Genomic DNA, 13,846 nt, shown 5'->3' on the forward strand with positions numbered 1-13,846 from the left:
TATCGCAGCCGTCGATCCGGTCAGGTCAACCAATCCTCGATCTTCAGATCTCGGACACGCTCGAATTCGTGCCTGTTGTTGGTGACGAGCACGAGGTCCAGCGATAGGCATTGCGCTGCGATCAGGAGATCGTTCGCGCCGATCATCAGGCCTCGCCGTTCGAGATCCGACCGGATATCGCCATAGGTCTTCGCGGCCGGCGGCTCGAAAGCGAGAACCGGTAGCGCCCCGAGGATGCGCTCGGCCGATTCGGCGAGCTTGATGGATGCGCGTTTGGCGACCCCGTAGCGAATCTCCGCCGCCACGATGACGCTCGTGCACACCCGATCGTCACCGGCCTGTGCGATCCGCCTCAGGACGGGGCTCTGTCCACGATCGTTGATCAGGCTGGACATGATGTTGGTGTCCAGCAGGAACCGGCTCACAGATCGACCCGATCGACCTCGAGATCCGCGATGACATCGAGCCGATCCTCGGCATCGAGCGGAGCGAGGCCGGACAAAGCGGCGGACAACGAGACGTCGTCGAAAGGCTCGATGAAGAGCCGTCCTCCTTCCCGACGCAGCATGGCCCGCTTACCGGGAAGCTCGAATTCGCGCGGGATGCGAAGGGCCTGACTCCGGCCGTTGCGGAAAAGGCTGACGATACGTTCCATGGTCGGAGCATATGGCCTATGCCGCGACCTATGTCACCTCCCGCAGGCCCTGCTCGCGGAAGCGACCTACGCAAAACAGCGTATATGCTGCGGCGCGTCATGCGGCCTAGCCTTTGCTTCGTCGGGTCGCGGCCAGTGTCACGAGCCGCGCGCTGAACGAACAGGGGTCGAGGTCACGATGGCAGACGAGACGAACACCGGTTTGCAATCGGCGCTGCGGCGCAGGCTCCTGATGGGTCTGGCCGGCGCTCCGGCCCTGGCCCTGCTGCCGCGACAGGCGTTCGCCGCCGGCCCGCCGACCGCGATGGTCAACACCAGCGGCCTCGCGGTCACCGACACGGAAGTGACGGTGGGCATTCTGCACTCGGCCACCGGCACCATGGCGATCTCCGAGACCGGCTCGATCCAGGCCGAGAAGCTCGCCATCGAGGAGATCAACGCCGCCGGCGGCGTGCTCGGCCGCAAGATCAAGATCATCCAGGAGGACGGCGCCTCCGACTGGCCGACCTTCGCCGAGAAGGCCAAGAAGCTCCTCGTCAACGACCATTGCGCCGCCGTGATGGGTTGCTGGACCTCGGCCTCGCGCAAGGCTGCGCTGCCGGTGTTCGAGCAGTACAACGGCCTCCTGTACTATCCGACCTTCTACGAGGGCCTGGAGCAGTCCAAGAACGTCATCTACACCGGCCAGGAGGCGACGCAGCAGATCCTCGCCTCGCTCAACTGGGTCGCCAAGGAGAAGGGCGCCAAGACGTTCTTCTTCATCGGCTCGGACTACATCTGGCCGCGGACCTCGAACAAGATCGCTCGCAAGCACATCGAGAACGTGCTCAAGACAAAGGTCGTCGGCGAGGAATATTTCCCGCTCGGTCATACCCAGTTCAATTCGGTGATCAACAAGCTCAAGCTGACCAAGCCCGACGTGATCTTCACCGACGTCGTCGGTGGCTCCAACGTGGCGTTCTACAAGCAGCTCAAGGCGGCCGGCATCGACCTCTCGAAGCAGACCCTGCTGACCATCTCGGTGACCGAGGACGAGATCGACGGCATCGGCGGCGAGAACATCGCCGGCGCCTATTCGTGCATGAAGTACTTCCAGTCGCTCAAGAACCCGAACAACGAGAAGTTCGTCGCCGCCTTCAAGAAGATGTGGGGCGAGAAGACCGTGATCGGCGACGTCACCCAGGCGGCCTACCTCGGGCCCTACCTGTGGAAGATGACCTGCGAGAAGGCCAACTCCTTCGACGTCGACAAGCTCGCCGTGGCCTCGGCCGACATCGAGTTCAAGGAAGCGCCGGAAGGCTACGTCAAGATCCACCCCAACCATCACCTGTGGTCGAAGACCCGCGTCGCCAGGGCCCTGCCCAGCGGCCAGTTCGAGGTCGTCTACGAAAGCCCCGACCTGATCGAGCCCAACCCCTTCCCCAAGGGCTACCAGTAGTCGGCGCGCGACTTGCAAAGGCCGGCAGGCCCCGCATGGCCCGCCGGCCTCGGTCCGACCCTTGGCCTCATCCCGAGGTGCCCGCGGAGCGGGGCTCGAAGGAGGGTTCGGGAGACGATCGCGCGCGCCGGAGGTCTCCCTCGAGGCCTCCGCTTCGCTCTGGCGCCTCGGGCTGGGGCAGCGGTCGGGGCGGACGACAAAAGACAATCCGCGCCGGCTAGATGAATCGGAGATCGGGCGATGTTCGGTGATTACTCACTCGCGGACCTGAGCGCGATCTTCGCGATGCAGGGCTTTGCCGGCCTGATCCTGTTCTCGGTCTACCTGCTGATGGCGCTCGGGCTCGCGATCATCTTCGGGCAGATGGGCGTCATCAACATGGCGCACGGCGAGTTCATGATTCTGGGTGCCTACGTCACCTACCTCTGCTCGACCTTCTTCCAGACCTACCTGCCCGGCCTGTTCGCCGCCTACTTCTTCGTGGCGATGGCGCTCGCCTTCCTCGCCTCCGGGGCGCTGGGGATGCTGGTGGAGTGGAGCCTGATCCGCCACCTCTACAAGCGTCCGCTCGATACCCTGCTCGCCACCTGGGGCCTGTCGCTGATCCTGCAGCAGACCTACCGCACGGTGTTCGGGGCCCGCGAGGTCGGCGTGGAACTGCCGTCCTGGCTGATCGGCTCGGTGCAGGTCACCGACACCATCGAGGTGCCGATCAACGGCATCTTCGTCATGGCCGTCACCACCCTCATCACGCTCGGCGTCGCGGCCCTGATGTACCGCTCGCGCTTCGGCGCCCAGGTCCGCGCCGTGGTGCAGAACCGGGCCATGGCCGGCGCGGTGGGCATCGACACCGAGAAGGTCGATCGCCTCACCTTCGGCCTGGGCTGCGGCATCGCCGGCATCGCGGGCTCCGCCTTCACCATGGTGGGGTCCACCGGGCCGACATCGGGCCAGCTCTACATCGTCGACACCTTCCTCATCGTCGTGTTCGGGGGGGCTGCGAGCCTGCTCGGCACCATCGCCTCGGCGTTCTCGATCTCGCAGACCCAGTCGACGCTGGAGTTCTTCCTGTCCGGCTCCACCGCCAAGGTCATCACGCTGCTCGCCGTCGTCGGCATCCTGATGTTGCGGCCGCAGGGCCTCTTCACCCTCAAGGTCCGGCGCTGAGGAGGCGAGGATGGAGCACACACCGATGGCACACCGACCCGCCGCCGTTGCCGCCGGCGTCCACGACAACCCGTTCATGAAGCCGATGGAGTGGGTGAGCCTGGCACTGCTCGCCGCGGTGATCCTCGTCGTCCTGCCGATACTGCTCGACGCCTTCCGGCTCAACCTCGTTGGCAAGTACCTCACCTACGCCTTCGTGGCGCTCGGCCTCGTCATCTGCTGGGGCTTCGGCGGCATCCTCTCGCTCGGCCAGGGCTGCTTCTTCGGTCTGGGCGGCTACTGCATGGCCATGTACCTCAAGCTCGAGGCATCCAGCGTCGAGAACACCAAGATCCAGTCGACGCCGGGCATCCCCGACTTCATGGACTGGAACCAGATCACCGAGCTTCCCTGGATCTGGAAGCCGTTCCAGAGCCTGCCCCTCACCCTCTTCCTGGTGGTGGCGCTGCCCGCGTTCTTCGCCTTCGTGATCGGCACGGCGATGTTCCGGCGCCGGGTCGGCGGCACCTATTTCGCCATCATCACCCAGGCCATCGCGGCGATCCTCACCATCCTGATCGTCGGCCAGCAGGGCTACACCGGCGGCATCAACGGCATCACCGACCTGCGCACCCTCAACGGCTGGGACATCCGCACCGACAGCGCCCACAACATCCTCTACTTCGTCAACGGCGGGCTGCTGATCGGCTGCATCCTGTTCGCGCAATACGTGAAGAAATCGAAGCTCGGGCGCATCCTCGTCGCCATGCGCGACAAGGAGGACCGGGTCCGGTTCTCCGGCTACCAGGTCGCCAGCTTCAAGACCTTCGCGTTCTGCATGGCCGCCGTGTTCGCCGCCATCGGGGGGGCGATGTTCACCCTCCAGGTCGGGTTCATGTCGCCCTCCTTCGTGGGCATCGTGCCCTCCATCGAGATGGTCATCTACGCCGCCGTGGGCGGGCGCCTGTCGCTGTTCGGCGCGGTCTGGGGCACGCTGCTCGTCAACTGGGCCAAGACCAGCTTCTCCGAGAGCTTCCCCGAGCTCTGGCTGTTCGGCCTGGGCGCCCTGTTCATCGCCGTGGTCCTGGCCTTCCCCAACGGTCTGGCGGGCATCTACCGCACCTACGTCGAACCGCGCCTCACCCGGAAGGTGAAGGCCCTCGCGCCGGCCGAGGCCCGTGCCCTGCCCCACGGCACCCCGGCCGAATAGGAGCCCCCGTCCATGAACGCCGCCATGCTGCATGCGCCCCTCATCGGCGAGAGCCCGGACGCCCCGAAGTTTCTCCTCGCGGTGGAATCCCTCACCGTGTCCTTCGACGGGTTCAAGGCGGTCAACGACGTCTCGTTCTACGTCGACCCCAACGAGATCCGGGTCATCATCGGCCCCAACGGCGCCGGCAAGACCACGGTGCTCGACCTGATCTGCGGGCGCACCAAGGCCAGCACCGGCTCGATCAAGTACAAGGGCCAGGAGCTCACCAAGCTCTCCGAGAGCGCCATCGTCCAGGCCGGGGTCGGCCGCAAGTTCCAGACCCCGTCGATCTACGACGACCTCTCGGTGTTCGAGAACCTGGAGATCTCGTTCCCGCGCGGGCGTTCCGTGTTCGGGGCGCTCACCTTCAAGCGCGACGCCGAGGTCCGCGACCGCATCGAGGAGGTCGCGAGCATGATCTTCCTCAAGGACCAGCTCACCGAGCGGGCCGAGTTCCTCAGCCACGGCCAGAAGCAATGGCTCGAGATCGGCATGCTGCTGATCCAGGACCCCGAACTCCTGATGCTCGACGAGCCGGTGGCCGGCATGAGCGTCGGCGAGCGCATCAAGACCGCCGAACTCCTCAACCAGATCATCGTCGGGCGCTCGGTGCTGGTGATCGAGCACGACATGAAGTTCGTCGAGGACATCGCCCATCGGGTCACCGTGCTCCACCAGGGCAAGGTGCTGTCGGAGGGGTCGATGGAGCGGGTCAAGAACGACCCCAAGGTCATCGAAGTCTATCTCGGCCACTGAAGGATTTTTTCGCGATGCTTCAGACCGCTCCCCGACCCGCGCAGGCCGCTCCGGTGCCGCCGTCCCTCGCCGCCGGCGTCACGCCGATGCTGTCGGTGGAAAACCTCCACTCGGCCTACGGCCAGAGCGAGGTCCTGCACGGGCTCGATTTCTCGGTGGCGCCCGGCGAGATCGTCGCCGTGATGGGCCGCAACGGCATGGGCAAGACCACGCTCATGAAGACGCTGATGGGCATCGTGCCGGTGAAGTCCGGTGCGATCCGGGTCGCGGGCGAGGACGTCTCCACCCTCAAGAGCCACCAGCGGGTGGCCAAGGGCCTCGCCTACGTGCCGCAGGGGCGGATGATCTTCTCGACCATGACGGTGCAGGAGAACATCGAGACCGGGCTCACCGTCACCAACGAGCGCAAGGTGCCGCAGGACCTCTACACGATGTTTCCGGTGCTGCTGGAGATGAAGGGCCGGCGCGGCGGCAACCTCTCGGGCGGCCAGCAGCAGCAGCTCGCCATCGCCCGCGCCCTGGCGAGCCGGCCCAAGGTGCTGCTCCTCGACGAGCCGACCGAGGGTATCCAGCCCTCGATCATCCGCGAGATGGGGCGGACGTTGCGCAAGATCCGCGACGACCGCGGGCTGTCCATCGTCGTCTCGGAGCAGGTGCTGAGCTTCGCCCTCGACGTCGCCGACCGGGTGCTCGTCGTGGAGAACGGCGCCATCGTCCACGAGGCGATGCGGGCCGACGTCGACGAAGCCAAGGTGGCGCGCTTCCTGTCGGTCTGAGGGGAATCCATGAGCGATTACGCGATCTTCGACCTCGGCGACTTCGTTCTCCAGTGCCAGAAGACCCTTCGCGGAGCCAAACTCGCCTACAAGACCTTCGGTACGCTCAACGCCGCCAAGGACAACGCCATCGTCTACCCGACATGGTACTCCGGTCAGCACTACGAGAACGAATGGCTGATCGGGCCGGGCAAGGCCCTGGACCCGGAAAAGTATTTCATCATCGTCCCGAACATGTTCGGCAACGGCTTGTCCTCGTCGCCGAGCAACACGCCGCCGCCCTGGAACGGGCCGCGCTTTCCCAACGTCACGGCCTACGACAACGTGCGTGCGCAGCACCGGCTGGTGACCGAGGTGTTCGGCATCGAAAAGCTGGTCCTCGTCACCGGCTGGTCGATGGGCGCGCTCCAGACCTATCATTGGGCGGCGATGTATCCCGACATGGTGCCGCGCATCCTGCCGTTTCAGGGTTCGGCCAAGTGCTCGCGGCATAACTTCGTGTTCCTGGAGGGGGCCAAGGCCGCGCTCCAGGCCGATGCCGCCTTCAAGGACGGATGGTACGAGACGCCGCCGACGCGGGGCCTGCGCGCCTTCGGCCGGGTCTATGCCGGCTGGGGTCTGTCGCAGACCTTCTACCGGATCGAGGCCGACCGGACCCACATGGGTTACGCCTCGCTGGAGGACTTCCTCGTCGGGTTCTGGGAGGGCCTGTTTTACACGCGGGACGCCAACAACCTGCTTGCCATGCTGTGGACATGGCAGAACGGCGACATCAGCGCCAACGAGATCTTCAATGGGGATCTCAAGGCCGCTTTCGGGGCGATCACGGCGGACGCGATCCTGATGCCGGCCTCCACCGACCTCTACTTCCCACCCGCCGACAACGAAATCGAAGCCGCGCTGATGCCGAAGGCGGAGTTGCGCGTGGTCGAGACGTGGTGGGGCCATTTCGCCGGCGGCCCCGGGACGAGCCCCGACGACATCAAGGTCCTGAACGACGCGCTGAAGGAACTGCTTGCGCGCTGACGCCGGACACACGCCGTCCAAGGCCGCCGAGCGGCCTGGATCCAGGGATCACCAGGGAGACGAACGCGCATGGCCGAGACGCTCATCAAGGTCGATCTGACCCAATCCGCCTACGACAACAACATGGTGCACAACCGCTGGCACCCCGACATCCCCATGGTGGCGATGGTCAAGCCCGGCGACGACTTCATCGTCGAGACCTACGATTGGACCGGCGGCTTCATCAAGAACAACGATTCGGCCGACGATGTGCGCGACATCGACCTGTCGATCGTGCACTTCCTCTCCGGCCCCATCGGCGTCGAGGGCGCCGAGCCCGGCGACCTCCTGGTGGTGGACCTGTTGGACATCGGCGCCAAGCCCGAGAGCCAGTGGGGCTTCAACGGGTTCTTCTCCAAGAACAACGGCGGCGGCTTCCTCGACGAGCATTTTCCGCAGGCCCAGAAGTCGATCTGGGACTTCGAGGGCATGTTCACGAAGTCGCGCCACATCCCCGGCGTGCGCTTCCCCGGCCTGATCCATCCGGGCCTGATCGGCTGCCTGCCCGACCCCAAGATGCTCGAGACCTGGAACACCCGCGAGAAGGCGCTGTTCGACACCAACCCCACCCGCGTTCCGGCGCTGGCCACCCTCCCCTTCGGTCCCACCGCCCACATGGGCCGGCTCAAGGGCGAGGCGAAGGACAAGGCCGCCGCGACGGGCGCCCGCACGGTCCCGGGGCGCGAGCACGGCGGCAATTGCGACATCAAGGATCTGTCGCGCGGCTCGAAGATCTACTTCCCCGTCTACGTGCCGGGCGCGGGCCTCTCCATGGGCGACCTGCACTTCAGCCAGGGCGACGGCGAGATCACCTTCTGCGGCGCCATCGAGATGGCCGGCTGGGTCCACCTCAAGGTCAGCCTGATCAAGGACGGCATGGCGAAGTACGGGATCAAGAACCCGATCTTCAAGCCCTCGCCGATCACCCCGAAATTCGACGACCACCTCATCTTCGAGGGTGTCTCGGTCGACGAATACGGCAAGCAGCATTACCTCGACGTCACGGTGGCCTACCGCCAGGCCTGCCTCAACGCGATCGAATACCTGAAGAAGTTCGGCTACTCGGGCGCCCAGGCCTATTCGATTCTCGGCACCGCCCCGGTCCAGGGCCACATCTCCGGCGTCGTCGACATCCCCAACGCCTGCGCCACCCTGTGGATTCCCACGGGCATCTTCGACTTCGACATCAATCCCGGTGCGGACGGGCCGATCAAGCACCTCGACGGATCGATCCAGATGCCGCTCTCGCCGGACCTGTAGTCTCCTGGTTTGCCGTTCTTTCCGGAGCGGCAAACCCTGACCACTTTGCCTGAAAGCACGGATATGCCCGTCTACGATTACGCTTGCGATAGCTGCGGCCCGTTCACGGTGCTGCGCCCGATGGCGCAGTTCCGCGATCCGCACGATTGCCCCGACTGCGGGTCGTCGTGCGGACGCGCCTTCCTCACCGCGCCCAACCTCGCCTCCATGGATGCGGGCAAGCGCAAGGCGCATGCGACCAACGAGCGGAGCGCCCACGCGCCCCGCCGCTCGTCGGGCCACGGGGCCGGCTGCGGCTGTTGCGGCGGCGCTGCCAGGACCAAGCAACCGGCGGCCGCGAAAAGCTTCCCCCACGCGCGGCCGTGGATGATCAGCCACTGACGCGAAAGTGGCCCCCCTCCTACCTCTGCGGGGAGAAGATGGAGGTGGGGGTGGCGGGCTGACCCTGCCGCACTGAAAGCGGAACCGCCCCCACCCCTGCCCTCTCCCCGCCAGGGGATGGGGAATGCGTCGGGCTTTGCGAAACGCGCGATGACAGAAGGAACACCGTCATGATGCACGGCGACATTTCCTCGAGCAACGACGGCGTCGGCGTGGCCGTCGTCAACTACAAGATGCCCCGTCTCCACACGAAGGCGGAGGTCCTCGAGAATGCGAAGAAGATCGCCGACATGGTTGTCGGCATGAAGTCCGGCCTGCCGGGCATGGACCTCGTGATCTTCCCCGAATACTCGACCCACGGCATCATGTACGACGGCGCCGAGATGTACGAGACCGCCTCGGCCGTGCCCGGCGAGGAGACGGCGATCTTCGCCGAGGCCTGTCGCAAGGCGCGCGTCTGGGGCGTGTTCTCGCTCACCGGCGAGCGCCACGAGGAGCATCCCAACAAGGCGCCCTACAACACCCTCATCCTGATGAACGACCAGGGCGAGATCGTGCAGAAGTATCGCAAGATCATGCCCTGGACACCGATCGAGGGCTGGTATCCGGGCGATCGTACCTATGTCTCGGACGGGCCGAAGGGTCTCAAGATCAGTCTCATCATCTGCGACGACGGCAACTACCCGGAGATCTGGCGCGACTGCGCCATGCGCGGGGCCGAGCTCATCATCCGCTGCCAGGGCTACATGTATCCGGCCAAGGAGCAGCAGATCCTGATGTCGAAGGCGATGGCCTTCGCCAACAACTGCTACGTCGCCGTGGCCAACGCGGCGGGTTTCGACGGCGTCTACACCTACTTCGGCCACTCCGCGATCATCGGGTTCGACGGCCGGACGCTCGGCGAATGCGGCACGGAGGAGATGGGCATCCAATACGCCTCGCTCTCGAAGTTCCTGATCCGCGATGCGCGCACGCACATGCAGTCCGAGAACCACCTCTTCAAGCTCCTGCACCGCGGCTACACGGGCATGATCAACTCGAAGGAGAACGAGCACGGCAAGGCCGAATGCCCCTACGACTTCTACCGTCGCTGGATCGAGGACCCGGAGGGTACCCGCGAGGCGGTCCACGCCGTCACCCGGCCCGGCGTCGGGACCGAGGAATGCCCGATCGCGGGTATCCCGACGACGCCGCGCTGACCCATTGCGGCGTCAGCTCATGTAGTTGACCAGGGTGAGTTTCGAGAGGGTCGAGGTGACCTGGTAGCTCGCCTGCAGCTGGGTCTGGAGCGCCAGGAGCTTGGCCGTCACCTCGTTGACGTCGACGGTGTCGATGCCGTCGAGGGTGTCCTGCAGGACGGCGCGGGTGGCACCGTTCTCGGCCTTGGCGTCCTGCATGTTGCGGGCGGCGAGGCTGAGGTCGCTCGCGATGCTCTCGATGCTGCCCGCCGCCCGGTCGGACGCCAGGACCGTGCGCGAGCGCTCGGCCAGGGCCTGGTAGCGGGCATTGTCGGGCGTGCCGGCGGAGGTGTCGGTGAAACGCTCGGCCGCCAGGGCGGCGATCCCCGCCAGGACGGCCCGGATCGGCGCCTCGTTGGCCTGGGCGCCGATGCCGACCTTGCGGCTGGCGTCGACCTGGACCGCGGCGGTGGTGCGCGGGTCGGCGGAGGTGTCGTCGCCGGTGTACCAGATCACGGTCTTGGCCGCCGCCGTCGCGGGTTCCGAGACGAAGCCGCCGTTGGCGGTGTCGACCCGGCGCGGGGCGAAGGCCGTCTGCTTCGAGCCGGCGAAGAAGTCCTGGGCCGCGATCGTCGAGGAGGACGCGGCCAGGGTGGTGGCCGCGCTGGTCTTCAGGGCGTTCGCGAGCGCCGCCTGCATGTTCTGCGCGGTCACCGCCGGGTCGGCATCGATCCGGAACTGCCCGCTGCCGCCGGTCGCGGTGGTCGACTTGGCGGTCAGCGTGATGGTGGTGGTGGTGCCGTCGCGCATGCCCAGCGCCACCGTCACGGTGTCCCCGTCGACCGGGCGCGTCGTGCCGGAGACGGAGAGCGCGACGCTGGCGGGCGCACCGCCGGAGAAGGCGAGGTCCACGCCGGGAGGGGTCCCGCTCTGGGCCGCGGCCACGGCCTTGCCCGACAGGCTCGCCGAGAGGTTGGCGGCGGCCTCGCTCGCGGAAGTGCCGATGGCGAACTCGTTGGTGCCCGGCGTCGGGGTGGTGCGCGCGGTGTAATCCACCAACAGCTGGCTGCCGTCGGGCTGGTTGACGCTCACGCGCACCAGGTCGCCGTCGTTGGGCTGGCTCGAAAAGCTCGGGGTCACGGTGGGGGCCACCGCCGCGGTGCGCGTCGCCTGGATCGCGGCCGGGCGCGAACTCGTCACTGACCCGATGAAGAAGCCGAAGTTGGCGCGGTCGGCGGCGGCCTTGCCGCCGTCGCCGGCGACGGTGGCGGCTTCCGACAGCGTCACGCTGCCCGGGCCGGCGCTGCCCACGGCGAGGCCGCCACGGCCGGGGCTGAAGGCGCCGTCGGCGGCCTTGCGCTCGGCGATGACGTCCCGGAGGCCGTCGCGGCCGAGCACGGGGTCGCCGTCGAGGATCGCGGCGCTGGCGGCCACCGGCGGCCGATCGGTCTCGCGGCCGCCGAACAGGTAGCGGCCGGCCGCCTGCTGGTTGAGCGCGTCGAGGGCCGCGTCGAGATTGCTGCGGGCGATCTTGGTGGCGGTGTCCACCGACGGGCCGGTGCCGAAGGTGCCCGCCGCGGCGAGGGAGGCGCGCACGCCGTCCCCCAGCGTCGCGACCTGGGTGACGCTGGTGGTGGCGAGGTTGACGCGCGTGGTGGCGCCGGCGATGGCCGCGTCGTAGCCGTCCAGCGCCGAGAGGGTGGCATGGGCCGAGAGGCTGGTGGTGCGGGCGGACCCGAGGCCGCCGTAGCTGTCGGCGGTCTGCTGGGTGGCGAGCTGCGTCGAGAGGCCGTCGAGGCGGTTCTTGATCGACACCAGGTTGGCGGCGTTCCGGTCCGAGACGTAGGTGCCGGCGGTGAAGGGCGAGATGGACATGGCGGGCCTCGGATGCGGTCACGGATGGGATGAGCCGGCGGAACGGGGGCACGCCCCGCAGCGCGCTAGATCCGCATCAGGGTGTCAAGCATGTCCCGGGCGGCGGTGAGCACCCGGGCGTTGGCGGTGTAGGCGGTCTGGAGCTGGATGAGGGTCGACATCTCGTCGTCGATCTTGACGCCGGATTTCGACGCGAAGCGGCTCTGGGCGGTGGAGAGCGCGATGGTCTGGCCCTCGTCGAGGTCCTTGGCATTGGCCGCCCCCGCCCCTTGCGCGTCGACGATGCGCTGCGCGAACCCCTGGACGCTGTCGACGAAGGGCGCATTGATGCCGCCGATGCCGCTGGCCGCCGAGAAGGTGCGGTTGGTGCGCGTCAGGGCGTCGTAGAGGAAATCGGGGCGGGTGGTGTCGCCGTTCTGGGTGGTGGGGCTGGTGTTGACGAGGGTGGCGGTGGATTGCGCCACCGACGGGTTGATGGCGATGCGCTGGGCGAAGCCGGTGAGCTGGCTGCCCCCGTCGATCGATCCGGTGAAGAGCTTGCCCGACCGGGCGCCGTCGACGAACAGCGCGAACTGCGGCTGGCCGGTCTGGGTGTCGCCGCCGCTGCGCGGCACCGTCACGCTGGCGCTCGTGGCGAGCAGGGTCGGCGCGTTCGCGGCCGGATCGCTCAGGATGCGCAAGGCCCCGGCGCCGGGCTGGGCGGTGACGGAATAGGTCGGGCTCAAGAGGCCCGCGAGCGTGTCGGCGACGCTCGGGTCGCCCGGCCTGGTGGGCAGGCTGAAGCCGATCACCGTCGCGGACGGGTCGCTGGTGTCGGACGCGCTCACGGCGGGCGCCGGCCGCAGGTTCGAGGGCACCAGGATCAGGTTGCGCTGCGTGCCCGCCGCGTCCCGGACGCTCAGGGTGATCGCGTTGCCGGCGCTCAGGCCGGTCAGGTCGATGTCGAAGCCCGAGGCGGTGCCCGCGGTGACGGCCGTCCCGGTGGCCTGCCGGTCGGAGAAGCTGCGCGAGAGCCCGGCGGCGAGATCGTCGAGCTGGCGCTGTGCCTGGGGCAGGATGGTGTCGCGCAGCTCGATCCCCGCCGCCAGGGAGCCCGAGCCGATGCCGCCGTCGGCGATGAGGTCGATGCCCGCCCCCCCCGGCTGGCGGGCGATGATGGTGCCGACCCCGCGCTTGGCCGGATCGGTGGAATAGCTCGCCTCCGGGGTCATCGCCGGGCGCTGGTCGAAGCTCAGGGTCGTCGCCACCGCCCGTTCCACCAGGGTCAGCCCGGAGCCGGTGACGATGGTGGCCGAGCCGTCGCGCTGGGGAACCGTCTTGACGTCGAGGAAGCTCGCGAGGGTCGTGACCTTCTGGTCGCGCTGGTCGAGGAGGTCGGCCTTGGCGGAATCGTCGCCCGAGGCGACGATCTTGGTGTTGAGGTTTGCGATCGCGCTGAGGAGGTCGTTGACGTCGCGAACCTCGGTGGCGAGCTGGGACTCGGCGGCGCCGCGCAGGTTCTGCACGCCCTGCGCGATGCCGCCGATCTTCGCGGCGAGACTCGATGCCCGGTCGACCACCGTCGAACGGGCCGGCGGTGAGGTCGGATCGGCGGCCAGCCCCTGTAGCGCCTGGGCGAAGCCGTTGACGACGCCGTCGAGGGCGGTGGCGCTGCCCGGCTGTCCGTAGAGCTTGTCGAGCTGGCCGCGCACGTCGGCGATCCGGCCGGTGTAGGCGGAGCCCGAGGTCTCCAGGCGCAGCTGTGTCTGGGCCGCCTCGTCGAGGGTGCGGTTGATCAGGCCGGTGGCGACGCCCGAATTGCCGACGCCGTCGCTGACCGTGGACAACGTCCGCTTGACGTAGCCGGCGGTCCCGACGTTGGCGATGTTCTGGGAGACGACGCCGATGGCGGCCTGGGTCACCCGCAGGCCGGCGGTGGCCGTGTTCAGGGCGTTGGTGGCCATCTCGTCCCTCCGTTCGCGGTCGTCGAGGCCTTGACCGGATAGGATATCCGGCCCGAGTCTCTAAGAAATTGCCCTCGCACCGGGCATCTGCCGAAAATCCGATCCGTGTTCCGGCCCGGTG

Annotated in this window: 13 protein-coding genes; 9 read left to right on the forward strand and 4 right to left on the reverse strand. The window is 67.4% G+C overall.

What is annotated here, in order from left to right:
• Window positions 1–20: 20 nt before the first annotated feature.
• Together ASF39_RS17740 and ASF39_RS17745 are read right to left on the reverse strand one after the other, a co-directional pair.
• Window positions 21–425, reverse strand: a complete 405-nt coding sequence (locus ASF39_RS17740; RefSeq protein ID WP_082494651.1) for a type II toxin-antitoxin system VapC family toxin — start codon at window positions 423–425, stop codon at window positions 21–23.
• Window positions 422–655: an AbrB/MazE/SpoVT family DNA-binding domain-containing protein gene (locus ASF39_RS17745; RefSeq protein ID WP_055888309.1), complete on the reverse strand. Its 234-nt coding sequence runs from the start codon at window positions 653–655 to the stop codon at window positions 422–424. Before ASF39_RS17745 ends, ASF39_RS17740 begins: the two co-directional genes overlap by 4 nt.
• A 178-nt stretch (window positions 656–833) precedes the next feature.
• Between ASF39_RS17745 and urtA the strand changes: the two genes are divergently transcribed.
• From urtA to ASF39_RS17790, 9 genes are all read left to right on the forward strand, one after another.
• A complete protein-coding gene (urtA, locus tag ASF39_RS17750; protein ID WP_056286365.1) occupies window positions 834–2,093 on the forward strand; it encodes an urea ABC transporter substrate-binding protein in 1,260 nt (419 codons plus the stop codon).
• Between the two features lie 240 nt (window positions 2,094–2,333).
• The gene (gene urtB / locus ASF39_RS17755) at window positions 2,334–3,260 is read left to right on the forward strand and encodes an urea ABC transporter permease subunit UrtB (RefSeq protein WP_055888305.1); all 927 of its coding nucleotides are present in this window, start codon (window positions 2,334–2,336) and stop codon (window positions 3,258–3,260) included.
• A gap of 25 nt (window positions 3,261–3,285) precedes the next feature.
• On the forward strand, window positions 3,286–4,449 hold the full coding sequence (gene urtC / locus ASF39_RS17760; protein WP_056286369.1) for an urea ABC transporter permease subunit UrtC: 1,164 nt from the start codon (window positions 3,286–3,288) through the stop codon (window positions 4,447–4,449).
• A gap of 12 nt (window positions 4,450–4,461) precedes the next feature.
• Window positions 4,462–5,247 (forward strand): urea ABC transporter ATP-binding protein UrtD, encoded by a 786-nt coding sequence (gene urtD, locus ASF39_RS17765; RefSeq protein WP_055888303.1) that lies wholly within the window; start codon window positions 4,462–4,464, stop codon window positions 5,245–5,247.
• Between the two features lie 14 nt (window positions 5,248–5,261).
• Complete coding sequence (gene urtE, locus ASF39_RS17770) at window positions 5,262–6,023, forward strand: urea ABC transporter ATP-binding subunit UrtE (RefSeq protein WP_056286372.1); 762 nt, start codon at window positions 5,262–5,264, stop codon at window positions 6,021–6,023.
• Window positions 6,024–6,032: 9 nt separating this feature from the next.
• A complete protein-coding gene (locus ASF39_RS17775; RefSeq protein ID WP_056286380.1) occupies window positions 6,033–7,049 on the forward strand; it encodes an alpha/beta fold hydrolase in 1,017 nt (338 codons plus the stop codon).
• 69 nt (window positions 7,050–7,118) lie between these two features.
• Window positions 7,119–8,348: a formamidase gene (gene fmdA, locus ASF39_RS17780; RefSeq protein ID WP_056286383.1), complete on the forward strand. Its 1,230-nt coding sequence runs from the start codon at window positions 7,119–7,121 to the stop codon at window positions 8,346–8,348.
• Between the two features lie 63 nt (window positions 8,349–8,411).
• Window positions 8,412–8,729, forward strand: a complete 318-nt coding sequence (locus ASF39_RS17785; RefSeq protein WP_055888296.1) for a zinc ribbon domain-containing protein — start codon at window positions 8,412–8,414, stop codon at window positions 8,727–8,729.
• A 170-nt stretch (window positions 8,730–8,899) separates the two neighbouring features.
• Window positions 8,900–9,928 carry an aliphatic amidase gene (locus tag ASF39_RS17790; protein WP_055888294.1) on the forward strand — a complete coding sequence of 343 codons (1,029 nt, stop codon included), beginning with the start codon at window positions 8,900–8,902 and terminating at the stop codon, window positions 9,926–9,928.
• A 12-nt stretch (window positions 9,929–9,940) separates the two neighbouring features.
• Here ASF39_RS17790 and ASF39_RS17795 read toward each other — a convergent pair whose 3' ends face one another.
• Window positions 9,941–11,782: a hypothetical protein gene (locus ASF39_RS17795; protein ID WP_056286385.1), complete on the reverse strand. Its 1,842-nt coding sequence runs from the start codon at window positions 11,780–11,782 to the stop codon at window positions 9,941–9,943.
• A gap of 65 nt (window positions 11,783–11,847) precedes the next feature.
• The gene (flgK, locus tag ASF39_RS17800; protein WP_056286387.1) at window positions 11,848–13,725 is read right to left on the reverse strand and encodes a flagellar hook-associated protein FlgK; all 1,878 of its coding nucleotides are present in this window, start codon (window positions 13,723–13,725) and stop codon (window positions 11,848–11,850) included.
• Window positions 13,726–13,846 lie beyond the last annotated feature (121 nt).

Origin of the sequence: Methylobacterium sp. Leaf108 (assembly GCF_001423265.1) — a bacterium.
Taxonomy (GTDB): domain Bacteria; phylum Pseudomonadota; class Alphaproteobacteria; order Rhizobiales; family Beijerinckiaceae; genus Methylobacterium.